General features: G+C 38.9%; 23 protein-coding genes and 1 pseudogene (1 of these 24 only partly in view). 10 read left to right on the top strand and 14 right to left on the bottom strand.

Going from position 1 to position 26,461, the window contains the following annotated elements; all coding sequences use genetic code 11:
* Positions 1-236, bottom strand: partial view of a tyrosine-protein phosphatase gene (locus tag BN8061_RS05135; protein WP_094745863.1) — the beginning only. Its footprint begins 523 nt before the window's first position; 236 of the gene's 759 nt are visible here — the first part of the coding sequence; it begins with the start codon at positions 234-236; its stop codon lies off the left edge, out of view.
* Between the two features lie 198 nt (positions 237-434).
* Here BN8061_RS05135 and BN8061_RS05130 point away from each other — a divergent pair, with 198 nt between their 5' ends.
* Both BN8061_RS05130 and BN8061_RS05125 read left to right on the top strand, forming a co-directional pair.
* The gene (locus BN8061_RS05130) at positions 435-1,475 is read left to right on the top strand and encodes a glutaminyl-peptide cyclotransferase (protein ID WP_068597071.1); all 1,041 of its coding nucleotides are present in this window, start codon (positions 435-437) and stop codon (positions 1,473-1,475) included.
* Positions 1,476-1,591: 116 nt separating this feature from the next.
* The gene (locus BN8061_RS05125; protein WP_068597070.1) at positions 1,592-3,577 is read left to right on the top strand and encodes a urocanate hydratase; all 1,986 of its coding nucleotides are present in this window, start codon (positions 1,592-1,594) and stop codon (positions 3,575-3,577) included.
* 299 nt (positions 3,578-3,876) lie between these two features.
* On the opposite strand, the gene BN8061_RS12350 is transcribed toward BN8061_RS05125, so the two are convergent.
* Positions 3,877-4,590 (bottom strand): LuxR C-terminal-related transcriptional regulator, encoded by a 714-nt coding sequence (locus tag BN8061_RS12350; protein WP_068597069.1) that lies wholly within the window; start codon positions 4,588-4,590, stop codon positions 3,877-3,879.
* 128 nt (positions 4,591-4,718) lie between these two features.
* On the opposite strand from BN8061_RS12350, the gene BN8061_RS05115 reads away from it, so the two are divergent.
* The 6 genes from BN8061_RS05115 to BN8061_RS05090 all read left to right on the top strand — a co-directional run bounded on the left by BN8061_RS05115 (position 4,719) and on the right by BN8061_RS05090 (position 10,261).
* Positions 4,719-6,578, top strand: a complete 1,860-nt coding sequence (locus BN8061_RS05115) for a hypothetical protein (RefSeq protein ID WP_154662260.1) — start codon at positions 4,719-4,721, stop codon at positions 6,576-6,578.
* 113 nt (positions 6,579-6,691) lie between these two features.
* Positions 6,692-7,003: a hypothetical protein gene (locus BN8061_RS05110; protein ID WP_154662259.1), complete on the top strand. Its 312-nt coding sequence runs from the start codon at positions 6,692-6,694 to the stop codon at positions 7,001-7,003.
* A gap of 9 nt (positions 7,004-7,012) precedes the next feature.
* Complete coding sequence (locus BN8061_RS05105; protein ID WP_068597064.1) at positions 7,013-7,702, top strand: hypothetical protein; 690 nt, start codon at positions 7,013-7,015, stop codon at positions 7,700-7,702.
* A gap of 34 nt (positions 7,703-7,736) precedes the next feature.
* The gene (locus tag BN8061_RS05100; RefSeq protein ID WP_154662258.1) at positions 7,737-8,207 is read left to right on the top strand and encodes a hypothetical protein; all 471 of its coding nucleotides are present in this window, start codon (positions 7,737-7,739) and stop codon (positions 8,205-8,207) included.
* A gap of 93 nt (positions 8,208-8,300) precedes the next feature.
* The gene (locus BN8061_RS05095; protein WP_162270407.1) at positions 8,301-9,686 is read left to right on the top strand and encodes a tetratricopeptide repeat protein; all 1,386 of its coding nucleotides are present in this window, start codon (positions 8,301-8,303) and stop codon (positions 9,684-9,686) included.
* Positions 9,687-9,751: 65 nt separating this feature from the next.
* Positions 9,752-10,261, top strand: a complete 510-nt coding sequence (locus BN8061_RS05090) for a hypothetical protein (RefSeq protein ID WP_154662257.1) — start codon at positions 9,752-9,754, stop codon at positions 10,259-10,261.
* Positions 10,262-10,371: 110 nt separating this feature from the next.
* Here BN8061_RS05090 and BN8061_RS05085 read toward each other — a convergent pair.
* A pseudogene (locus tag BN8061_RS05085) lies at positions 10,372-10,686 on the bottom strand (sugar transferase); the annotation flags it as partial.
* A gap of 15 nt (positions 10,687-10,701) precedes the next feature.
* Between BN8061_RS05085 and BN8061_RS12415 the strand changes: the two are divergent.
* Together BN8061_RS12415 and BN8061_RS05080 are read left to right on the top strand one after the other, a co-directional pair.
* The gene (locus BN8061_RS12415; protein ID WP_154662282.1) at positions 10,702-10,914 is read left to right on the top strand and encodes an HNH endonuclease; all 213 of its coding nucleotides are present in this window, start codon (positions 10,702-10,704) and stop codon (positions 10,912-10,914) included.
* 131 nt (positions 10,915-11,045) lie between these two features.
* Positions 11,046-11,525: an MvaI/BcnI family restriction endonuclease gene (locus BN8061_RS05080; protein WP_317038980.1), complete on the top strand. Its 480-nt coding sequence runs from the start codon at positions 11,046-11,048 to the stop codon at positions 11,523-11,525.
* Between the two features lie 68 nt (positions 11,526-11,593).
* On the opposite strand, the gene BN8061_RS05075 is transcribed toward BN8061_RS05080, so the two are convergent.
* The 11 genes from BN8061_RS05075 to ccoS form a co-directional block, all read right to left on the bottom strand.
* The gene (locus tag BN8061_RS05075; RefSeq protein ID WP_094745862.1) at positions 11,594-11,983 is read right to left on the bottom strand and encodes a VanZ family protein; all 390 of its coding nucleotides are present in this window, start codon (positions 11,981-11,983) and stop codon (positions 11,594-11,596) included.
* Positions 11,955-12,335, bottom strand: coding sequence for a glycine cleavage system protein GcvH (gene gcvH / locus BN8061_RS05070; RefSeq protein ID WP_068597052.1), 381 nt, complete (start codon positions 12,333-12,335; stop codon positions 11,955-11,957). The genes BN8061_RS05075 and gcvH overlap by 29 nt, the downstream gene beginning before the upstream one ends.
* A 33-nt stretch (positions 12,336-12,368) precedes the next feature.
* Positions 12,369-19,421 carry a T9SS outer membrane translocon Sov/SprA gene (gene sov / locus BN8061_RS05065; protein ID WP_068597050.1) on the bottom strand — a complete coding sequence of 2,351 codons (7,053 nt, stop codon included), beginning with the start codon at positions 19,419-19,421 and terminating at the stop codon, positions 12,369-12,371.
* Between the two features lie 5 nt (positions 19,422-19,426).
* Complete coding sequence (ruvA, locus tag BN8061_RS05060) at positions 19,427-20,008, bottom strand: Holliday junction branch migration protein RuvA (RefSeq protein ID WP_068597049.1); 582 nt, start codon at positions 20,006-20,008, stop codon at positions 19,427-19,429.
* A 74-nt stretch (positions 20,009-20,082) separates the two neighbouring features.
* Positions 20,083-20,796, bottom strand: coding sequence for a sulfite exporter TauE/SafE family protein (locus BN8061_RS05055; RefSeq protein ID WP_068597047.1), 714 nt, complete (start codon positions 20,794-20,796; stop codon positions 20,083-20,085).
* Positions 20,778-21,227: a FixH family protein gene (locus BN8061_RS05050; protein WP_068597044.1), complete on the bottom strand. Its 450-nt coding sequence runs from the start codon at positions 21,225-21,227 to the stop codon at positions 20,778-20,780. The genes BN8061_RS05055 and BN8061_RS05050 overlap by 19 nt, the downstream gene beginning before the upstream one ends.
* Before the next feature lie 10 nt (positions 21,228-21,237).
* Complete coding sequence (ccoG, locus tag BN8061_RS05045; protein WP_068597043.1) at positions 21,238-22,710, bottom strand: cytochrome c oxidase accessory protein CcoG; 1,473 nt, start codon at positions 22,708-22,710, stop codon at positions 21,238-21,240.
* Positions 22,711-22,827: 117 nt separating this feature from the next.
* Positions 22,828-23,778: a cbb3-type cytochrome c oxidase N-terminal domain-containing protein gene (locus BN8061_RS05040; RefSeq protein ID WP_068597042.1), complete on the bottom strand. Its 951-nt coding sequence runs from the start codon at positions 23,776-23,778 to the stop codon at positions 22,828-22,830.
* Positions 23,779-23,783: 5 nt separating this feature from the next.
* Positions 23,784-23,969 carry a cbb3-type cytochrome oxidase subunit 3 gene (locus BN8061_RS05035; protein ID WP_068597040.1) on the bottom strand — a complete coding sequence of 62 codons (186 nt, stop codon included), beginning with the start codon at positions 23,967-23,969 and terminating at the stop codon, positions 23,784-23,786.
* Positions 23,969-26,245, bottom strand: a complete 2,277-nt coding sequence (ccoO, locus tag BN8061_RS05030; RefSeq protein ID WP_068597039.1) for a cytochrome-c oxidase, cbb3-type subunit II — start codon at positions 26,243-26,245, stop codon at positions 23,969-23,971. Before ccoO ends, BN8061_RS05035 begins: the two co-directional genes overlap by 1 nt.
* Positions 26,245-26,412, bottom strand: a complete 168-nt coding sequence (gene ccoS, locus BN8061_RS05025) for a cbb3-type cytochrome oxidase assembly protein CcoS (RefSeq protein WP_068597038.1) — start codon at positions 26,410-26,412, stop codon at positions 26,245-26,247. Before ccoS ends, ccoO begins: the two co-directional genes overlap by 1 nt.
* Positions 26,413-26,461: the final 49 nt, after the last annotated feature.

The raw sequence follows: 26,461 nt of genomic DNA, 5'->3' as shown, positions 1-26,461 counted from the left end.
GCCAAAATATCAGCCTTAGAATTTTCCCACACGCCTTCCATAACATGAGGCGTAAAAACAAACTGTGTTATACCAAGCGCCTTCAGCTCGAGCAGCATTTCGATCGTGCTCTGAAAAGAGGTCGAACCGTCGTCGATGTTTGGCAACAGATGAGAGTGTATATCTATAAAACCCGCTGGAAATTTATAAGACTCTCGCTTGGTAGTTTTGGTTGCTTTTCTAAATAATGAAAACATTATAGATGTAGGTTTAAAATTTAAAAAATTGGTCAATCGCAAATTTCAAAATGTATACCAAAATATACTGTATATGTGTTTTTCTAACCAACACTAACAAATATCATGGTCGGAATCAATTTTTCAATTTCTATGCTTTATTATGACACCAATCCGAATAATTTGTCACATATTTGTTATACAAAATCTCTAATACTAATGAAACGAACTATTTATAATTTTGGTATAATCATCCTAACATTCGGTTTGTTATCCACCACATTTGTTGCATGTAGTGACGATTCGAAAATCAACAATCCTATTATTACTCAACGGATTACAGAGTTAGAACAGCAATCTTACCGCATAGGCGATCCATTATCGGTTGCGAAAGACGGATTGGAAAATATCACCGAAATCCAAATTCAGATCGACGGAAAGCCTTTCGAAAATGGCGCTAAAATAGACGAAGCGAATGTCGGACTCGGAAAACACAATGTTTTGGTTCAATTCTTAAACGGATCTGAAGTAAAAGCCACGCGAGAGTTTTCTATTCTTGTTTTTGCAGATCAACCTGCCGAGGAGTGGACCTATTCTACCATTGCAACGCATCCGCACAATCCGAAAGATTTTACACAAGGTTTCTATTACAAAGACGGTTATATATTCGAAGGAACAGGACTTACAGGGCAATCGCGTTTGGTAAAATATAAACTTGGAACAACAACCGAAGAGAAAATTGGAGATGTGAGGAAAACGGTTTTCGGAGAAGGCATTACAGAAATGAACGATGTGGTGTACCAACTAACCTGGCAGAATCGATTGATTTTTGCTTACGATCAAGATCTAAAGATCATAAAAGAAATTCCGATGCCGGGCGAAATTCGCGAAGGTTGGGGAATCACCACCATGCACGACCAATTTGTAGTAACAGAGGGAAGTCAGTACATTCATTTTTATGATAAAGATTTTAAATACATTCGAAGCGTTCAGGCGGTAGACGACAAACAAGGCTATAGCAACCTCAACGAGTTGGAATATCATGATGGTTTGTTGTACATCAACATTTATCACCAAAACTTTATCATTGTCGTTGATCCAAAAAACGGAGCGGTAAAGGCAAGGTTGAATTTAGACGAATTCAAACCTCAGCAAAATCCAGAATCTGATGTGCTCAACGGAATTGCCTTCAAAGGCGACCATTTATTGGTCACAGGAAAATTGTGGGATAAAGTTTACGAACTGAAAATCATCAAATAAAATTAGTTAACCCAAAAAAAGCATCTGTTGAATGCTATTTTTACCAACGACCGCCTACAATTCGTATTCGAAAGATTATAAATTTTAGTATTTTTAGAACCAAAATCAACAACAGAATGTCATTTCAAGAACAAATCAAACAAGGATTACCATCGGTTTTACCACCGAAAAAACCATATAATCAAAACATAAGCCACGCACCAAAACGAAAAGAAATCTTATCGGAAGAAGAAAAAAAATTAGCGTTAAAAAATGCTTTGCGTTATTTCGAACCGCAATTTCATGCAACTTTAATCCAAGAGTTTAGAGAAGAATTAGACCAATACGGACGCATTTATATGTACCGTTTCAAGCCCGATTATGATATTTATGCACGTCCGATCGACGAATATCCTGGCAACTCGCAACAAGCCAAAGCGATACAATTGATGATTCAAAACAACTTGGATCCTGCCGTAGCTCAACATCCAGACGAATTGATTACCTATGGCGGAAATGGAGCTGTTTTCCAAAACTGGGCGCAGTACCTTTTGACGATGAAATATTTGTCCGAAATGACCGATGAGCAAACCTTGGTGATGTATTCTGGTCACCCGATGGGATTATTCCCTTCGCACAAAAACGCTCCGCGCGTTGTGGTAACCAACGGAATAGTCATTCCGAATTATTCGAAGCCAGACGATTGGGAAAAAATGAACGCTTTGGGCGTTTCTCAATACGGACAAATGACGGCTGGCAGCTATATGTATATTGGCCCGCAAGGAATTGTACACGGTACCACGATAACGATTTTGAATGGATGCCGAAAAATTGACGATAAAGGGACGGCAGGAAAATTATTTGTAACGGCCGGATTGGGCGGAATGTCGGGTGCACAACCAAAAGCCGGAAACATTGCAGGACTGGTTTCGGTAACCGCCGAGGTAAATCCGGCAGCAACCTGGAAACGTCACGAACAAGGCTGGGTAGACGAAGTAATTTCTGATTTGGATGAGTTAGTTGCGCGTGTAAAAAAAGCTAAAGAACACAACGAAGTCGTCTCGATTGCATACGATGGAAATGTGGTGGATGTTTGGGAAAAATTCGACAAAGAAAATATTTATATCGATTTAGGTTCGGATCAAACCTCGTTGCACAACCCTTGGGCAGGGGGCTATTATCCGGTAGGCTTGAGTTTTGAAGAAGCCAACGAAATGATGGCAAATGACCCAGCACAATTCAAAGAAAAAGTACAAGAATCGTTGCGTCGTCATGCAGAAGCTGTAAACAAACACACGGCAAAAGGCACCTATTTCTTCGACTACGGAAATGCTTTCTTGCTAGAGGCCTCTCGTGCCGGAGCAGATGTGATGGCAGAAAACGGCATCGATTTCAAATATCCGTCTTATGTACAAGACATAATGGGTCCAATGTGTTTCGATTACGGCTTTGGTCCTTTCCGTTGGGTATGCACCTCTGGAAAACCTGAAGATTTGCAAAAGACCGACGAAATTGCTTGCCAAGTGCTGGAAGAAATCATGCAAAATTCACCAGCAGAAATTCAGCAACAGATGCAAGACAACATCACGTGGATAAAAGGAGCGCAAGAAAACAAATTGGTAGTAGGTTCGCAGGCGAGAATATTATATGCCGACGCCGAAGGGCGAATCAAGATTGCGAAAGCTTTCAACGATGCCATTGCCAAAGGCGAAATCGGACCAGTTGTTTTAGGGCGAGATCACCACGATGTTTCGGGTACCGATTCACCGTTTCGCGAGACGTCTAATATTTATGATGGTTCGAAATTCACTGCCGACATGGCAATTCACAATGTGATAGGCGATAGTTTCCGTGGAGCAACTTGGGTTTCGATTCACAACGGTGGTGGTGTTGGCTGGGGCGAAGTGATCAATGGCGGATTTGGAATGTTGTTGGACGGAAGTGCTGATGCAGAACAACGATTGAAATCGATGTTGCATTGGGATGTAAACAACGGCATCGCACGAAGATCTTGGGCAAGAAACGAAGAAGCCATCTTTGCCATAAAACGCGCTATGGAAGAAGAACCGTTGTTGAAAGTTACATTGCCCAATATGGTAAACGACGCCTTGCTCGAAGGATAATTTTTTTAATAGAAAACAATTTTTATAAACCCATAAAAGACGAGTTAGCAAACTTGTCTTTTTTTTATTCAACGGAATCGAAAAGATATGCAAATCCAAAACGTCGAGCCAGCAATTATAATGCTGCTTTTTTTAATGTGCCATATTACATGGCAAATAGACTTAAGAAATAAAACAGCATTACTTTCCAATAATAACCATCAAAAAGCAAAAGCATCAACGAAAGAAGAGGTAAAACGCATGACACCAACGGATTTATTTTGAAAATGAAAATGTTTCACAGAAAAACGTGTACCTATCTATTTGCCTACTAAATCAAACGCAAGAGCAAAACGCAACAATTCGGCAAAGGATTTTACCTCTAATTTTCGGATGATATTTTTTCGATGCGTTGCAACAGTTTCTTTTGAAATAAAGAGCTGATCTGCAATTTCGATGGATGATTTTCCGATGCTAAGCAAAGTTAAAATTTCTTTTTCGCGTTTGGTCAGTAAGGCAAATTTCTTGTAATTACGTGTGATATATTCATTTTCATCTAGCACCCGTTTTACCTTTTCCATCAAGGCTCCAACACCATCAATTGGTGTCGAAAGCATAATCAATCGTTGCTGATCTGCATCATTCTTTTCTAATAATTTGCAAACGGTGTAAAACCATCTGTGTTTATCGGCTTTGTAAAGTTTTACACGCTGAAAAAAGTTGAGTTGTGTAGCATGATTTCCTTCGTTACAATAACGAATAACTTTTGGGTAAATATCTTCCAGATCTTCCTGAATAAAAAACTGTTCATAATATTGCGCTCGCAAAGCGTTGAGTTCTTCCAGTTCTACTCCCAAATGATTACATCCCCAGGCATTCATGTAAACGATTTGCTGCGGAACGCCCTCACTTAAGCTGTGAACCATAATTGAAGCCGGGATAACTTCTGAAATATCGGGTATTTCAAACGAATTTTTTGACAGATTCCGTTCAATCTGAAAAAGTTTCTGCTCTATGTTTAGAAAGACTTCCATACCGGGATGTTCTGATTTTCAGGGTAGTTTTCTTCAAATTTACAGAAAAAAAATGAAAGGAATTGATAAAAAATACCCTTTGGTGGGTATTGTTTCATGTGATTACCACAAATAACTTTGATTGATCAATGATAATCTATAAAAGCATGAACACTATTAGTAAAACAATAACAGGTATTTTTGGGATGATTTGTTTGTTTGCATCCAATAGTTTAACAGCTCAGGTTAACAATGTTTTTGCAGTAGAACAACAAGATGCTCGTATCTACGTAGAGATGTTTTATCAATATGACAACAACGCATTCGGAAATTTAACACAAGATTTTAAGATCAATGTGTATAACAGAACCAATGATAAACTCCACATTTATATAGAATATTATGCAGATTTAACCTGTGGAAAACGAAAAACATATCAGTTAGGTCCATTGGGAGACGGCTATATTTTGCAGCCTAATGACCGAATTGATAAAACCTGGGGTAATGATGGCATTAATGCTTACGTGAGATTGTTAGGAAATAATGAATGCTCTAAAGATTCGTGGAAACAAACTGGAGTTGATAAAGACGGTGCAAAAACGTACAGCATTATCAATAGTTTGGGATATCGGGTTGTAAAAATTATCAACCTTTCTGAACAAGAACGCAAAGAAGCCGAAGAGAAAAAGAAGAAGGAAGCCGAAACTAAAAATCAGCAAACAACGTCTAAAAAAGAGCCATCTAATAAGGATGCGTTTACTGAAACAAGCGCTGATTTTTGGGGAAATACTTCTTCATCTTCTAAAAAGTCAACAACCTCAAACAATAACAACAAAGACTTGTATCCGAAAGACGAAAATTTTGTTGCCGACTCCAAATTTAAAAATAATTTAAACGCTATTAAAGAAGGCGAATATTTTACTGATGGTGCTGGTGGTTATTATAAAAAAGAATTAGGTGGCGCGCGTAAAGTAGATAAAATGGTTTATGAACGCGAAGCAGCGAATAAGATTTACGAAAAAATGGAACGCCAAGAAGCAGAACGCCAGCAACGCGATGCCGAATTTAAACAAAACTGGGATAATATGAGTATCAGCTTTTATGCGATGTCGGCAGCTAAAGAGGGGATGCGAGATGCTAAAGATTTGGGCAGTGGTTATTCAAGTATTGAAGAACTCAATGCCGCTTTTAATCAAAAAATGCGTCAAGTATCGGCAATGGGTAGTCAAATGCAAGCATCTACTAACCAAGCTATACAAGCTTATTCAAATATAATAAGTACAGGTTCCAGTGGCTATGATTACTCAGGATATATCAATGCTATAGGAACTATTGCTTCTGCAATTTCGGCAAATAAAGCAGAAAAAGATGCGCGGGAAGAACTAAAAAGACAACGCGCAGAAGAAGAGGCACGAATAAAAAAAGCACAATTAGACGCTTTAGTTGCCATCCGTACTGAGATTGGTAAAGTCTATACCGAAGGCGGAATGCCATTAAGTACACATAAGATAACCGCTCCGATATTGTATGTTTTTGCCTATAATAGTAATAAAGCCGATTGGGATAAAAACCAGAATGTAGCAATGAGCATCAGCAATGTAATACCCGTATATCGATACAGTGATGGAACGTATCCTTATACATCCAATGTAAAGCGAACCTTTGAAAACGCAGGAATTAGCAATCCCGTTTTGATGGGGTATTTTACCAATAAAAGTGAAGCTGAAAATTACCGCAGTTCCCTGTTAGAGGTTGCACCTAATGCCAAGTTTGCTGTAAAAGAAGTGGAAGTAAAAGTAAAAGAACAAAAGCCAAATACAACAACCAATACTTCGGAAACAGATTTTTGGGAACAAAAACCGAAACTAAAAAACAAGACAATACCCAAAACACCGAAACCGACTTTTGGGGTACACCAACAAAAGATAAAAAAACAGAACCTAAAAAGGAAACAAAAAAAGAAGTTGACTTTTGGAGTAAGTAAGAGGTTGTGCCGAATGTCATCCTGAGCTTGACGAAGGATCTCAGGAGATCCCTCCACTTCGGTCGGGAGGACAAAACGGATGTCATGCCGAGGCATCTCAAACAAAACAAAATAATAAACAATTAAATACAAAGTAAAATGAAACAGTTTTTACAAATATTAATCTTTTTGTGTGTAGCAACAACAACTTACGCACAAAGCAATTTAGAAGCAAAAATGGCATATCAAATGGCTGAGGAAAAGTTTGATGCCAAACAATACGCCGAAGCATTGGATTATTTGGAAAAAGCCGAAACCGCTTTGGGTAGCACCAACCCGCCGATGCTGTTTTTAAAGGTCATGATAACCAACCAAATTGTTACCGCCAAAGAAAGCGCAGATAATTACCAAAAGTTAGAAAAAGCCATTGCCGATTTTGACAAGCACGAAGACAAAGATGCTCTTGGCTAAGACAAACAAATGGAGGTTTACCGTATAAAAATAGATTTGGATAAACGAAAAACTGCTTACGAAAAAGAAGCAAATCGCACAGCAGATTTACTAAAGCAATATTATGAAATGGTCTATCGTTTGGCTGCGGAGTTTCCTAAAACAGAAGTATCAGCTCGCGATTTTTTCATGAGTATTCCTTCTACATGGTTAGCACCCGATTACAAGAGTATTAAAAAAGAGAAACAGCAAGATAAATATTTACAAACCATCATTTCTGAAGGTAAAAAGGATTATTTTTATTACGGTTATAAACCGACGGGAACTATTTATTTTGATAACTTAAAAATGTATAATCCTGGCGATAACCGTGTAAAGGAGTACCATGTAAGGAAAGTATTAAAACGTTATAATAAAGAGAAAGAGAACACAGGTAAGAGAGTTGTAACTGTTGACGAAATTTGCGAATTTTTAAAAATAACACCAAAACAATGGGATGATTTTACAACAGGAGTAGATCCCTTGATTGAAACTACTGAAAAAGGAAATTATAGAATTTCTGCATTACCTGGCGGAAAAAGACCTGACGGGGAGTACAAATATTTTGATATGGTTATTTATAAAATAACATGGGCAGAACAAAACTGTGGACCAACCTATGGAACTGATGCCTATAATTGTGAAAATATGTGGATAGATATTTTCGAAAACACACTTTAAACAAAAATAAATCAAAAAATAAAAATTATAGATCATGAGAACAAAACTATTAGCATTCGTCATGCTTTTTGGTTTTGCATTGCAAAGCTGGGGGCAAAATATAGAAACATTTACCAATGTACACGACAGCTCAAGTGAACATTTTGGAACAAAGGAAATACCGGCTGATATTCTGCAAAAAATGCTGGGTTATTATAAATATTACGATAGTAACAACGGCGAACCTTATGCAGAATTAAAAGAAAACAACAAAGGCTTTTTTCAAATGCACGGCACACCTGCTTACCCTATTGAATATTGGCTGGAAGTCAATAAACAAGGCGAGCCGCTTATGCGTAAAGGCGAAGATAATCCCAACTTTCAGATTGTACTTATTTTAAAATACGGTGCAAATAGCGAAGCTGGTGGCGGCTGGTGGAACGGAAAATACAGTAGAATTCCCGTAACCTTTGACATGGAAAATAAAAAAGCCAATATTTTGAGCGAACGCTATAAAGATTTTTAAAAACCAATAAACTTTATACACTATGAGAACAAAAATTTTTGCACTTTTTCGCATCAGATGAAGCTTCCAAAAAAACATTTAATAACAGCAATCATGAAAAAACTATACGCATTTTTAATTTTAATCTTTGCTTTTACGTTTGCCCAAGCGCAAAACGATATAAAAGCCCGCATAGAGTTTGAAGAAGCCGAAAAAGCTTTTACAGAAGAAGACTACGAAACAGCTCTAAAACACCTGAACCAAACCGAAAAGGAGTTAGGTACATGGACACCTAATGTGTCGTACCTTAAAATAGAATGTTTGTACGCCTTGACCGATATGGGAAATATTGGCGTACCAACGATGCAGCCGCTTTACGAAGAAGTAACTAAATATATGGCGCACTTCAACAAACTAAACAGTGACGACATCCCTATGGAAAAATACAAAGTGGTGTACGGCATCGAAAAAACCTTAAAAGCTTTAAAGTTAGACGAACGCCAGAGTGCCGATTTCCAGACAGCTAAAAAAGAACATGTTGCCAAAAACTACGATATTGCCATTCCGCTATACGAAAAATTAGCACAAAAAGGCAATAGCTGGGCAATGCGCAATTTGGGCCTTCTATATGCACAACAGAAAAAAGACACCGCAAAAGCCAAGGAATGGCACCAAAAAGCAACGGACAATGGAAATGCCGAAGCAGCAGTACAACTCGCCGACATTGACAGGAACAATACCCGGAAATGGTTCGAAAAGGCAGCGAAAATGGAGCACCCCCATGGTGTATATGTAATAGGCTGGTTTGCAGAAAATGAAGATAACAACCTTACAAAAGCAATGGAATATTATCGGCAGGCAAGAGATTTAGGCAGTGCAGCTGGTTTGCACAAGACCGGAAAAGTCTATGAAGATAAAGAAGAATATGACAAAGCATTTCCTTATTATAAAAAAGCCGCTACAAAAGGACATTGGGACGCTATGGTAAGATATGGTGTACTAAATTTTTATGGTCTGGGAACAGAAAAAAATGAACAAATAGCTATGGAATATTGGTTAAAAGCTGCTAACGAAAATCGAACTATAGACGCTATGTTTTATATTGGTAAGGCGTATGAAGAAAAGAAAAATTATGCTAAGGCAGAAGAATGGTATTTAAAAGCTGGGGCTATTAATCCGAACTTTTATAGCTTATTAGGACAAATGTATAGCTTATCTGATAATGATATTCCACAAAAAGCCCTGGAATATTATGAAAAAGCAGCTGAAAATGGTCAAAAAGGTAGCACATTAGTAACCGCTAATATTTATTTTTCAGGGAAAGGGGGCATTACAAAAGATTACGCCAAAGCCATTAAATATTATGAAGAATATTACAACAGCGAAAAGAAAAACGAAAGCTATATAGATAACCTTATCGAAATGTATAACCGTGGTGGTCATGGCATAGAAAAAGACAAAGAGAAAGCTAAATATTGGAAAGATATTAGGAGAAAATAATAACCATTAATGGATTTAATTTCGGCTGTTTAATAGTAACAGATCATATTAAAAAGTATTAATCAATGTCTAATTCTTCTACCATGAAAACCAATCCGTATCAATTAAAAAACATCGATTTTGTTGATTCAATTGCTGTAGTATGCCCGCGTTGTAGTAAAAAAGCAGTGGTTTCGGGCGGGCAACCTGTAAGTAATACGGTTGGTTTTGAAGAGGCAATACAATTTACCTGCACCTATTGTGTTTATGTATTAAAGTACGCCAATACGCCCAAATTTCCGGTTTTCACGAATAGTAGAGGAGTTACAAAATATGCCCGAGTCTTGTTTTTTGATTCGCAAACCGATCCGTATTTTAATTTTCCGTTGTGGTACATTATAGAAACTCCTTGGGGTAATATTTGGGCATATAACGCCATGCATCTAGAAGTTATAGAAAATTATATTGGTAGTAAAGACCGAAATAGAAATGGAATTCCCGTACAAAACGACAGTATTGCTTCCCGTTTGCCGCAATGGGCTAAAAGTGCTAAGCACAGAGAAACTTTATTAAAGTTGATTCGATTAAGCAAGTAAAAACAATTTTTAAATAGATCTTACTGATTTACCGTTTTCATCTTACTTTTGTTAAGGAGATAATCTGTTAAAGCACAACAATAATACATAATACAAAATACATAAAAACTTTATTTCACTACCCTATCCGCTTGACCTTTACCACCAACAGTCGCGAAAATGTATTTGAAATAGTCTGTAATCGTTAGACTTTTAATCATTTCAGCATCTTTAATAGCTAACTCCTTAGGTGTTGACATATCAATTTCATTGATTTGCGCCAAACCCGTAATACCAGGAACCACATTATAAACACCACGGCTGTCACGCTCTTTAATCAGTTCGGTTTGGTTGAATAAATTCGGACGTGGACCTACCAGACTCATATCACCGAATAGTACATTAAACAATTGCGGCAGTTCATCTAATTTAGACTTGCGTAAAAAACTGCCGAATTTTTAATTGCAGGACATATTAAACCTTGGAGCATAGATGAGAAAAATAGACTTAATCCGCAAAATGGGATTGCTATAAATGCATTGCACAATAAAGCATTTGAAAATGGTTATCTCACAATAATTACAGATTATAAAGTAAAAGTTTCGCCCATTCTTCTGAAAACCAAAAGCCAGCAAACATTAGTCTTTTTTAGCAAATTCGATAATCAACAATAATTCTTCCTTCTCGTTTTTTACCAGATGTTGAATTCCTTAAGTACCATAACCAAGAAAGATTTCGCTATTAATTTGCGTGAGGGATAGAAACGAAAAGCCCACAGCGAGGAACGAGCGAGGACTTGTAGTGAATAGCCCGACCCGTAGGGACACGCCCAAAATCTCAAAAAACTGGTATACGACCTAACTCAACAAATCTTGAAATGCAATTAATAGGATTTGATAACGATAGTGGGAAAATCCGTAATTCAAACGGCAGAATTTCATTTGTAGATATTCAAGGAAACGAAGCTGCTTCTTGGAGTTTTGCTTCAATGCTACTACATGGGAATAAAAAACACAATCAAGCTTGTTATGTTCCTTCATTGTCTGAAACAACAACTGAAAGACGTTACAAATATGGTAATAATATTATTCTGGGAACAGGCAATGATTTTACTTTATTCTTAAAACAAATGGCACTAGGAAATATTTATTACGATCCAGGAATTAAAATGGAAAATGTTTCAACAAGACCGAAATTTAAAAAACGAAGTCAATTCAGAATAAAGTCGCAGTTCTTACCTGAACTTTATAAAGAAAATGAAATGGTAACATTACCGATCGAATGAAAAAAGAAATCCTTATTCCACCCAAAATTCTTTTGATTTCTTTGGGGTCTATTTTGTTACACCAAGCGCTACAAACGATAAGAGCGCAGAAAACCTATCGCCGTCAAAATGCCCAATGCATTTGCCAAGAGGTCGAAACCATCGAAAGTGCGATCGAACGGTAACAGATATTGTAAAATTTCTACCAAAAAACTGGTGAGAAAACTCACGACGAAAACAATGCTATGCTTTCTGTGATAAGCTACAAAATATAATATAGCGAGTAAAAAGAACATTCCAAAATGCACGATTTTATCGGTGATTTGGAATTGTTTTATGAAATGGATAAACGGTATTTCATCAATTTTAGAATTTGTTCTTGTTGGCATTTGCGTTACCACAAAGACAAATAGCAAATAGAGATAAAATACCGTTTTTCTGAAATATTGATTATGCGCCAACCAATTCTTTGTAAGCATCAGCGTCTAACAAATTATTCAATTCGTCGGTGTTTTCGACCTTCACTTTGATGATCCATCCTTCACCAAAAGGATCGCTATTGATCAATTCTGGATTGCCTTCTAATGCAGTGTTGAATTCGATGATCTCGCCCGAAACTGGCATCATCAGATCAGAAACCGTTTTTACCGCTTCTACTGTTCCAAAAACTTCGTCTTGATCCAAAGTTTCGCCTTCGGTTTCAACATCTACATAAACTATATCGCCCAACTCTCCTTGTGCAAAAGACGTGATACCAATGGTAGCTACATCGCCTTCGATCGAAACCCATTCGTGGTCTCTGCTGTACTTTAAATTTGTAGGAAAACTCATTTTTATAAATATTTGATTGTTTTAGTTTTCATCTTAATTTCCGAACGTAAAGGTAGCACTTATTCCGGTACGAATCGTAGAAATCGGATATGCTGTCGAAAGTTTATATTTCGATAGGTTTTGATCCCAGTAGAATTTGATGTTTAAGTTCTGACTCAGATTATAATCTGCCGAGAATAAGAATTTCATCATCTTCTGTCCACCAATGATTTGGTTGTCTTCTACCAAGTTTCCGAACTCATCAAAAATTCCAAATTTACGTAAGCGCGATTCATTATCTCTGATCGAGAAATCACCTTGAATTCGCAAATCGCCCGTGATGGTTTTCTGACGTCCCTGATAACGCATTTTCATCTTCAAATCTTTGAAAACGTAGCCGAAACCTGCAACAATTTCGTTACCGTAATCTTCGTTCAATGTATAACTGTCAAAATTCAGTTGCAACAAACGATCTCTGTTGTATTGAGCTCTGAAGTTGAAATTGCTACGCAACGTCACATCTACCCCAATCAGCGGGCTGAAACCTTCTACCATGGCAACCGACCCAAAGATATATCGAGAATCTGTATTGCCAATTTCTGTATTGGTGTTGCCGTAATTGATGTTGGTTTGCGCTCCAGTCACGGTATACGATGATTGGTAAGCATGCGAAATCTCGACCAATTCTGCAAAACGATTGACAAATGGCAAGTTGGTGAGCCCAGTATAGGCAATGCGCCAGTTTGGTACCGGAATTTTTCGATCCCAACCATTTTTCTCCATATTGCCTTCTCTACCTTCTACCGCTTCTACAAACGAAGGCAAAATCACGTCGTATCTGCTGTAGGCTTGCTTTTGGGTCAAACCTAATCGCGAGGCTAACAAGTCTACATTTTGTCTGAAATTACGGAACATCTGATCTGGATCTACAAAGGTTGTAGACAACGCCATGTTACTCAGATTCAGGTTTGAAACTTGGTTGACATACGGATTGATGTAATTGCCATACGCATCTAATCGGTTGAATGCAGTATGGTATTCTCTGAAATCTTTGTTGCGTTTCGCATCCAAGTCTATGCGTAGATTTGGTATTGGCTCTATCAACGCATTGGCATTGAAGTTGGTCGATTTGTTGAGCTGATATGGTTCCAACATCAATTCGTTGTTGGAGATGTATCCGTTTTCTACAAATCGTCGTTTGATGTCGAAATCGGTTCCGTAGACAAATCCAAATCCTGGCATACGAGACCCCATACCAAAGAACGAAGGATCGTCTAACAAGCCAGGAACAAAAGCACCTCTATTTTGGCTGTAGTTGAACTGCGATTTTTTGAGCGATCCCAACACCATCCAAGCATAATCTTTTGCGCGGTATTGATTTTTGAATTTGAATTTGTTGTTCGTTACTCGTCGTCTGAATTTGTTGTTGGCGCGTTCTTCGTTGGCACGTCTTATCGAATCCATTTCTTGTTGACGTCCTTTGCGTATCGAATCGAATTGTCTGTAACCTTTGAATTCTGGATAGAATTTTACAAAATCAAAATCTCCCATCATGTTTACAATACTCGAGTTTTGTGCAAAACCATTCCCCAAATTCTCTTCTTGATAGATTCTCGAATAGGCTTGCCAATTGTAATTCGACGTAAATCCAAATTCCATATTCACCCAATTCATATACGGTAAGAATCGCAACGGTAATTTGTAATTCAGTTGGAATTGTTGATCGTACGAGATTGGTCGCCCTACCGATAATAAGTTTTCCCAAATCAGATCCTGACTCAGCTTATAGAAAGCATTTCCATCATTCAACGTGCGCGTAGAAGAATTCAAGTCTAAACGCAACGATTTGGTAAGATCGAATCCGATGTTGTATTGCCATCCGAATATGAAATTGGTGCTGTAAGTTGCCGGCATCAACAAAGAGTTCGACCCAGTATAGGCACTCAAATCACGGAACATATTTTCGGTGTACAAGCGATCGATATCGGTACGGAAAGAGAAACGTGTCGGTACTGGATTGATGTTAAACTCTTTCAGGAATCGTAAATATTTTGCCGATTTTGCGGTGTCTTGTACCGCTCGCATATTTTTGAATGGTTCTAATGATTTGAATTTGAATCCATAGTTATAATTGAGCGAAGCGCGTAAATTCTGATTCACATGATACGAGGTATAAACGTCTCGATAATATTCGTCGGAATAAGCAAAACTCAAAGCAAAATTCGACGGGTCGTAAAAACGCAACGGTTTACGATTTTCTGGATTTCTAATCTTGCGAATGTTGCTAAACGCATAGCTGGTGTATCGATTGTATTGGCGTACAATTTTGTTCAGCTCTTCCTTGTTATGTGCATTTGCCATTTCCACATCGTCATCCAACGGATTGTATTTTGGATCGATAAATGTTTCGGTATGGGTAAAATTGAATGGTATTTCTAATCCCCATTTGTTTGGCATCAATTTATCCAATTTCACATCGGCATTTACCGTATATTCTTTCAATTCTTCTTGGCTTCTTTCTAATGGACCTTGGTCTACCGCTCCAAAACCATTCGAAATGATTCGCCCATTCAATTGAACATTGGCAAAATCACCCAAGGTGAAGTTGAGACTGGCATTTGCCGCATATCCTCCTTCGTTATCGATATCGCTCAATCGTAATTCATTCAGCCACAAAAGTACTTCTTTTTGCGACGCTCCCCCCATAGAGCGCACCCCAATCATTACCGAGGTTACTTTTCCTAATGATGGTCTACCTTTTACATAGATTTGCTTCAGTGGATTGTTCGGATCGGTCTCGAATCTATAGCGTTGGTTCGCCACAAAGTTTTCTGCGTCTCGTTGCTGTTTTGCTTCTACAAATAAATCAGAATTGATCGAAATGAAGTTCTCATCTGGCCAAATCTCATGTACCCTAGTTGCCGATTTTGGTGTATATTTCAACGGAATTTCATATTCATAATAGTTATCGGCGTAGTCTGATCCGAATCGGATGAACATCAAAGTGTTTTCGTCCAACGAGTTGTCGGCTACATCTAAAAGGTTTTGTGCAGACACAAACATTTCGATTTTCTTATAACGACGCAAATCTAAGTTTACATTCTTGATTACCCCTTTCGAGCGACTGGCATTGTTCAATTTTGCTTTTATCGTCATCGACGATTCGTTCATGTTTTGATAACCAGTTGTTCCTTGTAACTGCTCACGCGATACACCTGGTGGCAACACATATCGAGGTTGCGAATTACTATTTTGTTCTACATTCACCTCTCCTATCTCTAGGTTGTGCAATTGCGTATCGTCTTCGGTACCTTCGCTACTACCTGCAGCAAGAATCGGGAAGATGTTTTTACCATAACGTCTCCATTCACTTCTTACCATATCAAATTTACCAAAACGCAAGGTGGTTTCTTCTTGGAATCCTCTCATCACCATACGCATGAAACGCGCAGAAGTCAATACGCTTTCTGCTGCTGATCTATTGGTTACATCATTCACACCATCGCCGTCGATGTCCAAATCGAAACCATCGATTGGGATGCGCACTTGATACCAATTCACGCTCGAGGCTTGTCCGTTCGCAAACTTTACATCCACAGTTTTACGAGCCACGATTTTGTCGTTGTTAGGATCTTCTAAATCTTGACGCGAAATCTTCAATCTGTATTGAACGTAATTTTCGGTCTGATCTAAATTGAAGTCTTCGTTGATATCTTCGGTATCGGGTCTAAGGCTCGATGCATGCAGCGGATCGTCTGTAGATGAGTTACCTTGCGGATTACGGAAATAGGTATAACGACCTTGCACCGAATTTCCGCTATTACTAGCATTGAAACGGTTGTCTAAAAAGTAGATGTAATTATCACTAGCAGGGTCTAAGTCACCACTCACAGGATTGACTTCCGAAATACCGTACAAAGCAGCCTCTTCTTCGTCGGTCAAACCATTGAATCCTAAATCCTGCGCTTTTCTATTTTCGCCTTCAGTTTCAAAAGTATAAATAATCGGGTTTGACTTTGGCACTCGTCCCCAAGCGGTTTCTTGAGATTGATTGGTGCTACCAGGATAAGGCAATCCGTTCTCGAATTGCAATTCTCCATCTCGTAGAATATCCTCAGACACATTTCCTAAATGGATCAATAATTCTCCATCGCCACCGACACCGTCTGCATAAGGATCCATCATCCAAAACTCGATGTATTCGATATTCGATTCAATCAGATTCGATACCCAAAGCGATCGCATGGTTGCTCCCCAATTGTCGGTAGAAGTTCCGTTCGGATTCAAGTTGTAAGGTCCTCTCACCTGCGGATAGAACGTCATATCGAAGGTCGAAATATACGATTGCGTACCCGCCATGATATCTCGCTGATCAAAAAGCTCTTTCATCTCTACGCGTCTAGATCGGTGATTAGATAAATCGTTGTCAGACAACGGAGAGTTTCCGCCCAAACCATAAAATCTAGGGTCTATATTGTACCAAGAAAGCATTTTACGGCCTTCGTTGTATTCAGTAATCCGAGCGGGATCGATAAGATTCCCTTTCGGGAAGTTGGGATGATAGTTGGTCGACACACCTGCTGGTGCACCTGGTGTACTTCCTATTTTCCAATAACTCACATCCATCAGGCTAATATTCGTTTGTGCATCTTCGAAATCGTCGATATACGAATATCCTTTGGTCGCTTTGTTCAGTCCTGGTAAAAGATAGGCACCTTCTGCCATGAAGTTGATATTCGATGGTTCTTCTGTCTTCACTCCTGGTAAATAGTTGGCGATTCTGGTCAACCATTCACTTTGGGTATTCAATTGGGTGTTGACACCAAATATGGTGTTGTTTACGGCTTCGCTCCCGAATTGCGTTTTTTGGGTTAGTGGACGCTCTTGATAATTGACCATTGTTGCTCCAACCATGAATTTTTCTGAAAAGAAATGTTCTGCATTCAAACCTATGAAACGCTTTTTCTGCATATTGAAAGCAGATTGATTTTCCATACTAATGTTGATTGCAGCGCCAGAATCTTTGAGTGCTTGATTGATAATGGTCACCCGTCCAAGCTGATAATCTACGGTATAATCTACTCCTTCTATCAAGGTAACACCATTCGAGGTTACGACCACCGATCCTTCTGGAACGTTGAATGCGCCAAGCCCTACACCATCACTTACCGTACCTTTGTATCGACCATTTAAGGCATATCGGTTTGCCAATTTTTCTTGAATCAGCGTAGCGGGTAATTTATCGTAAATCTCCTGAAACACAAATCGGCTTCGCTCATCCGGACTCAGTTTACTTGCCAAATGTTGGCCAAAAGGTTCTTTGGTGGTGAAAATGATGCTTCCGCGTTGCAAATCAACGGTTATGCCCGGCATGAAATCAAACAATCCGTCACCGTACGTGGTCACCGAGCCATTGATATTGGTCTGCACTTGCCCCGCTTGATTCAGACGATCCATGTTGAGAACTTGCAACAAGGTCTGATCTTGTACCGATGAGTTAGGAAGAAAATTCACTGTACCAGAAGAATTGGCACTGTTGTCTTTGAACATCACATTCATCACAAAGTCTTGCGAATCCAAGCCATAGGCATTGAGCGAATAGATGTTCTTCATCATCAAATCCCACATGGGTGAAGCGGTGTTGATCACAGCATTTGGTTTGATGAGTTTGGCTACTAAAACACCAGATTTTTCATCCGACATTTCACCCACGGTATACACTTGGCCGTTGATGGTGTATTGATAGGCTACTGCCAACATATCTTCGCCATCGATCAAAGGTGAGTTTAAGGTAATATAACCCAACTGCGGATAAAAGGTATATTCTGATGAATTTAATTTTCTTACATTTTCATTTATTGCATAATGCTCGCCATCGCGATAAGCTTCGCCATAGTTGAAACCATTCATTTTGTTTCGAATGTCGCTTATCGTGCGGTTATCAGATCCTACCAAAGCATTTACCGTGGTGTAAAGATTTCCGTTTTCTGGTGCAGAAGTTGCCGACTCATCACCCAAATCTCGTAATGCTAAAATCTGACGGCGATTGTTGACATTACCTCCCGAACGGTCGATTTTCCATACTTCTACTCTATTCAAGTAGACTTGGCTATTGATGATTGGGTAATTGCGAAGGCTTTCGTCGTAACGGTCGCGGAAATAATGGCCCAAAAAGAAGTGCTTATTGTATTCGTAGTTTTCTGCATAGATATTGAATTCGGTCATCACCCCGCCCCCCTGAACGGTAATTGATCGCCCTTCTGATCGCTGTTCAGAAAACACGGCGGTCACATTGGTGTTTCCGAATTTCAGATCGGTTCTCACCCCAAATAATGCTTGTGAACCACGGATCAAAGAGTTGGATAATGGCATCGAGATATTTCCTAATTCTACGTTTTGTAAAATATCGTCTTCTCCTGCAAAAGGATCCAATTTGTTTGCCACCGCCTTGCGCCATTGCAATTTGGTTTGATTTTCGAATGCAAATCCAGCTTGCGTATCATAGTTCATACGCAGTTGAAGATTTTCTCCAACTTTACCGATGAGTCCGAGCTGCATACGTTGTTGCAAATCGATGGTCAAGGTATTTCGATTTTGTGGCAACAACAAAGGATTGTCTATTTTCTGTAGGAATAATCCTAAATCTATATTGGCAAAACCTTGGGGCGTCAACGAAATTTCGTTGCCACCGAAAATGGTTTCGAATGCTTTTGATTTGACTTTGAACGATGGGATAATATTCGCCAACTTGTTTTGCTCCCTATCCCCAAATTGTTGCTCACGATAATATTGATCGTTGGTTTGAGATTTCAACCGATAATAATTCCCAACTTCTTGTTGCTGAATCATCTGCAAATACTCTGCGCGCGACAAATAGATAGGATCGCCCACAACGCTACTTCCAATCGTTGGCCACAAAATATAGCGACCGTAGATGGCGTCATATTCTACTGTATAAGTTATCTGACTATCTAAAAAAAGTCCGCCAGTTTGGTTATTGAATGGGAACTTCAAAGTATCTTGTGCATTGGCCGATGGAGCAAAACCTACTAAAATAAGAAACGCCCATAGGACATGTCGATAAGCGTAGTAAATATCTTGTTTCAAAATGTTTAAATATTTTTCAAGGTTTCTTTTACTAATGTTTCCACGTCAGCGTCTGGATTATTCAACAATAATTTATCCATGACTTTTTCTGCTGTTTTTCTAGGAATTCCTAAAACTTCTAAAGCAGATAACGCTTCTATTCGCGATTTATTTTTTACTGTTAAAGAATTAACATCTTCTACCGTAAAATCTGTTAATTTATCTCTGAGATCGATGATGATTCGTTGAGCTGTTTTTGCTCCAATTCCTTTTACGCTTTGCAACAACGCAGCATCTTCTGTCTGTATTGCGCGTGCAATTTCGGTTGGCGACAGGGTCGAAAGCATCACAATAGCCGAAGCCGGACCAATCCCATTGACACTGATCAGCTTCAAGAAAATTTCTCGCTCGTTTTTTGTTCCAAATCCGTATAAAAGATGAGCATCTTCTCTTACAATCAATTGTGTATAAAGCGTTATCGCCTCATCTAAAACCAAATTAGAAAACGTATTGATGGAGATATAAACCCAATATCCGACGCCATTGCAATCGATTACGGCATGTGTAGGATATACCTCTATGAGTCGTCCGCTCAGTTGTGTAATCATCTGGTGATGTATTTATATCTTTTGTTAAAGAAATCAAAAATACAATTTATTTGAAGATTAAAAAACTTTCGTAATTAATGTGAATGATCCTCGCCATTGATTTGCAAAGCCTCTAATGCAGGTGAGATATAGGGGATGTTGAGATCCAAACCTCGAAGAATAAAAATCACGCCCAACACCACGGTGATGACGGGTAAAATTTTGAGTATTCTTTGTCGATTTTCTACACTGATGAAATTGCCCAACAACATGGTAAAAAACATTAAAGGAATGGTTCCTAAACCAAAAAATAACATAAAAAGAAGACTGTTTCGGATCGATCCAAAGCCAAGTGCGGCTGTAAGTGCAGCATAGACCGAGCCACAGGGCAACAAACCATTGAGAATGCCCGTAAGGTAAAGAGATGAATAGTCTTGCTTGCGAAAGAGTTTTGCCAATTGCATTTTTACGTGCAGCATTTGTTGGGCAAGAAACCCCATTTGCAAAGCATTATTGTCATAAAACTTGGGGATGAATACGGTAAGAATCATCAGCACGCCGATGCAAATACTGAGGCTGTTTTGGAATCCTGCAAAGGTAACTCCAGAGCCCAACAGCCCGAGAATAATGCCCAAGATGACATAGGTCGATACCCTACCTAACTGATAGGTGAGATTCTTGATTGCGAACCGCAATTTGTTTTCGGCACTGAGCCCTATCGACAAAGCTATAGGGCCGCACATTCCCACGCAATGCAAACTGGTGACAAGACCAAATCCAAAGGCAAGAATTATGATGGTGATTGCCATTGTACTGTTTTTTTCACCAAGTACTTATTATGATTCATTTCCCAAGACAGTCGCATTTCGTAATCCCCATTGACCAATTTGGCAGACGGAATGAGCATTTGATTTTTAGCATCGAGTTTTAATGGTAATATCAGGTCTTGATCTGGATTGTTGGAGCGAAGCAAAACAACCGAACCTTCTGTAATTTGGTATTCTGCTGGGAAAATCAGCTTCCATCCATTCGCTTGAATCACTACTTCGGGTTGTTTTTGCAAGCTCAGCGTTCGAGATTCTGCCTCTATATCGTCTTCGTATTCGATGGATTTTTCGTAATAATTATCGGTTACCAAATCACCAGTGTCGCCAGCAAAGAACATCAAACTCAAGATAAAAATCATAAAGCACAACAATGCTACCGCAATTCCGTGTCCCCACGTGAATTTAAATTTCATAATGTATTTTTTAATATTTATAAGGACCCGAAAAACTAATTTCGTATTTATCGATCACTTTTCCGTCGATATTTTTTATACCGATTTCTACCAACTCTTTGTACGATTTCACCTCATTGGCTGGAATTTTCAATTTGAATTTTCCTTGTGCAATTTCACCTTTTTTCAACAGCAAATCGTTCTGACCTTGGTACATTTCGAACACACCATTTTCGTGAGAAATCAACACCAATTGCAGACGTTGGTCCACGTTGGTTTTGTTGTATAGAGTATACTCGAACTGATTGACCAAATATTGACCTTCGGTAGAATAGTTAGATCCCACGACTTTCAAGAATTTAGATTCCACCGAAGGGCGATTGATCATGAACGCCGTCATGACCGACAAGAGTATAACCAATGCGGTAGTATACGCCATCAATCGTTTGGTGAAACGGAATGGTTCGCCTTTTTTGATATTGTCTTCGGATGCATAACGGATAAGTCCAGGCGGGAGGTTTACTTTTTCCATCACTTCGTCACAAGCGTCGATACATGCGGTACAGTTGACACACTCGAGCTGAATTCCATTTCGGATATCGATACCCGTAGGACAAACCACAACACATTGTCCGCAATCGATACAATCACCTTTACCAGCAGCTGCACGATCTTCGTTTTTACGGAATTTTGATCGTCCTACTCTTCCTTCGCCTCGTTTGTAATCATAGATCACATTGATGGTGTGCGAATCGATCAACACTCCTTGGAAACGACCGTACGGACAAACCAAAGTACAGGCTTGTTCTCTGAACCATGAGAAGACAAAGAAAAACAAACCAGTGAAAATCAACAATCCGATGAAGGTTGAAGCTTCTTGTATCGGGCCATTTTTCACCAATTGCAACAAGGCATCTGCACCGATGATATAAGATAAAAATATATTGGCAATGATGAACGACAACAGGGCAAAAATAACCCATTTCGATACTTTTTTGCGTATCTTTTCTTCGTCCCATTCTTGTCGATCCAACTTCATTTGTTTTGCTCGGTCACCTTCGATTAGATATTCGATCGGTCTGAATACCATTTCGAGAAAGATGGTTTGAGGGCAAATCCAGCCACAAAATATACGGCCATACGCCATGGTAAACAGAATAATGAAGATCATGGTGGTGATCATTCCTATTGCTAACAAGAAGAAGTCTGAGGTAAAAAATGGAAATCCGAAAATAATGAATTCGCGATTCAATACATCGAATTTGAATAAGGGATTTCCGTTGGGTAATTTGATAAAAGGCATGATGACCAAAATCGTCAACAAAAAGTAAGCAACCACTCGTCTTTTGTTGGTAAAACTACCATGCGGTTTTCTTGGATAAACCCATTTTCGTTTACCAGAACGTTCCATGGTTCCGATAGTCGATCTTACATTTTCATCCATCTGGTTATCAAAAGACAAAAATTCTTCTTCTTTATTTTCTTTTGATTTTATATCCGACATTTCTTTATTTTTTTAATTAAATGATATTACAATTGTTTTCCTATACAAAGTTACGACATTATAATAAAAAAAGAGAGCCTTTCAAGACTCTCTTCGAATGATATTTATTTTGAATTTTTAATTCTTTTTTGACCATCTTTCGATCAAATCACCTTGTGGTTCGGCACCACCTTCGGCAGGTGAAATGGTTTTTCCTACTTGGTTGATGTAGTAAACGTACGATGCAACTTTTTCAATATTCAAACCAGAAATCTCACCTCGCTGCCCGAAAGCACGCATCTGAGCGTTGTTTGGCGAACCGTTGTAGATGATATCGTAGATGTTGTAGAACAAGCTGTCTTGCTCGTGATTCACCCAATAATCGTCGGTAAGGTTTGGTCCAATACCTCCTTTACCATTTTCTAAGTGACAAAGCGTACATTGGGTATTGAAGATTATCTGACCTGCTTCTACTATTGCAGGATCGTTGAATTTGTTGACCGCTCCTTCTATGGTGATATCGTTTGCTTTTGCCCATTCTTCGTCACGCTTATCCATAATTACTTTTTCTGTATTGTACTCTGCATCCATGTGAGCGAAGTCTGTGAACGAGTATGCCAATAAGTAAACCACACAGTAGACAACACCAAACCAGAATAGTGACAGCCACCATTGTGGCAACGCATTATCCAACTCTTTGATTCCGTCGAAACCATGATCCAAGATAATAGCTTCTTCTTCTTCTTTGGTTTGTTTTCTATTTGCCGATTCGATAAGGTTTTTGATGTAACCTTTTTCTTTCTTCGCCAAATATTCTGCTTGTTCTTCTGGAGAAAGTTTTTCGAATTTTTGAGACTCAACCAGTTTGTTCACGGCATTGATGATGAACAACATCACCAACGAAATTCCCATCACAGCCCAAACTACGCCTTGGGAAAGAGCCGCGGCAAAGTGTTCGAACATATTTGCCATCATCCCTTTGAAACCAGGTTCTGGAGCATTGTCAACTGGGATTACCATTGCAAAGGTAATTAAAATTCCCAACAATGTCAGTGGTATAAAAATGTATGCAGGTGTACGTAATTTCATAGTTTTTAAATTTTGTCTTCTTGATCTTCTTCTAATGGTAAATTTTCTGCTTCTTTATAATCTTCCTTTGGTCTTTTCCACACATAGTAGAACGTTCCTAGAAAAAACAATATGAATAGTATGAGCGATATTGTTTGTAATGAGGATGCAAAACTGTAATCGGAAAAAGATTCTTTGAAATATTTTAACATTAGTTACTAGCTGTTTGCGTTTCTTGTGCACTAATATCGGTACCCAATCGTTGTAAATATGCTATAAGTGCAACAATTTCTCGATCTCTCAATGGTACAAAGGTTTCACCTTTTGCCTTCGCGTCTGCCTCACGTTTTGACCAAAGCTCTTTCAAGTCTGGTGCATCGTTGAAGATGTTTTTCTCGATTGCAATGGCTTGTCTTTGCATAGAAACCGTCATGCTGTCAAAATCCTCTTCTTGATATGGAACTCCTAAGGTAGCCAATGCTTGCATCTTATCTGCCGTATGGCTGATGTCTAACGGGTTTTCGATAATCCAAGGATAACGAGGCATGATAGAACCATCTGATGTTTCGCGCGGATTCCACATGTGTTTGTAATGCCATGCATCTGGGTTTTTGCCACCTTCTCTATGCAAGTCTGGTCCTGTACGTTTTGATCCCCATAAGAATGGATAATCGTATACGAACTCTCCTGGTTTAGAATATTCCCCATATCGTTTCACTTCATCACGGAAAGGACGAATCATTTGTGAGTGACAAGCGTTACAACCTTCGCGAATATAGATATCTCGGCCTTCAACTTCTAATGGTGTATATGGTTTTACACTTGATATGGTAGGAATATTCGATTTTACCACAATGGTAGGAACGATTTGCACCAACCCTCCGACTGACAATGCCAAGAAAGCCAATACGGTAAGCACTACTGGTGTACGCTCTATCCACGTGTGAGTAGTCTCACCTTCTTGTCTTGCTGCAGATCTTTTTTCCAAGGCCGGAGCTTGCACTTCTTCGTCTCTTACGAAGCTTCCTTTTCTGATTGTTTGTACCACATTGACAATCATTAAAATTGCCCCAACTAAATACAAAGTACCTCCTAATGCACGTAATGGATATAAATAATCTTTAAGGATTGTTACCGTTTGTAAGAAGTTTGGATAAGCTAAAGTTCCGTCGTCTGCAAATTGTTTCCACATCAAACCTTGAGTCCAACCCGCAACATACATTGGGATCACCCAAAATAATATACCAAAAGTACCAATCCAGAAATGCGCATTTGCCATTTTCACAGAAGCCAATTTGGTGTTGAATATTCTAGGAATGATATAGTAGATGATACCAAAAGCCATGAAACCATTCCATCCTAACGTACCAACGTGTACGTGAGCCGGAACCCAGTCTGTAAAGTGTCCGATTTTGTTCAAGGTTTTGGTTGCCAACATTGGCCCTTCAAAGGTAGCCATACCATAACAAGTAAGCGCTACAACGAAAAATTTCAAGATTGGATTTTCACGAACTTTATCCCAAGATCCTCTCAAGGTCAACAAACCATTCAACATACCACCCCAAGATGGTGCAATCAACATTACCGAGAAACCTGTTCCTAATGCTTGTGCCCAACCTGGTAATGAGGTATACAATAAATGGTGAGGTCCTGCCCAGATATAAACAAAGATCAACGACCAGAAGTGGATTATCGATAATTTGTACGAGAATACTGGTCTATTTGCCGCTTTTGGCACGAAATAGTACATCAACCCTAATACTGGTGTTGTCAAGAAAAATGCCACTGCATTGTGCCCGTACCACCATTGTACCAAAGCATCTTGTACCCCAGAATAGATTGAGTATGATTTTGGTGCAGTTAAACTAAAATGTACCGGCAATTCTAAGTTATTGAAAACGTGAAGCATGGTAATCCCTGCCCAAGTCCCGATAAAGAACCAAATTGCTACATACAGATGCCTTACTCTACGTCTTGCGATCGTCAAGAACATTTGTACTCCAAACAACACCCACACCAATGCGATGAGAATGTCTATTGGCCACTCATGCTCAGCGTACTCCTTAGATGTGTTGTACCCCAAAATAAAAGTTACAAATGAAGCCACAATGAATAATTGCCATCCCCAGAAAACAATCCAGCTCATTACATCGCTGTACATTCTGGTTTTTAATAGTCTTTGCAATGAGTAGTATGCTCCCGAGAAAAAACTATTCCCGACAAAAGCAAAAATTGCAAAAGTTGTATGGATCATACGAAGACGTCCATACCCAAGCGTACCTTGTGAATTGACTAAACCTTGTATAGTTCCTCCAAACCCTTTTACAGACCCATCATCTGTACCAAAAATAACTTCTGGTAAGGTAGGGAAGAATAACAAAGTCGCCACCAACACCCCAAAGAAAAATGCCAATACACTCCAAAAAAGTGTAGCATAAATGAAATACTTTACGATTTTATTATCGTAACTAAATGTCTGCATCTGCATTACGTGTCAATTTTATTATCGTTAACTTTTTTATCTTCTTTTAACATTCGAACCGCGGGGGATTCATCTTCGTCAAATTGTCCTTTTTTATACCCAAGAAAGAACAAGCCCAAGAACAGCGCTCCAAGGCACAGACTCATTACTATTGTCAATATTACAACCCCCATAATTTGTACAAAATTACAAAGCCAAAAATAGATTTTACAATGATTTTCT

Origin of the sequence: Vaginella massiliensis, from assembly GCF_900089075.1 — a bacterium.
Taxonomy (GTDB): Bacteria; Bacteroidota; Bacteroidia; order Flavobacteriales; family Weeksellaceae; genus Weeksella; species Weeksella massiliensis_A.
This window is presented reverse-complemented; position numbering and strand designations above follow the sequence as displayed.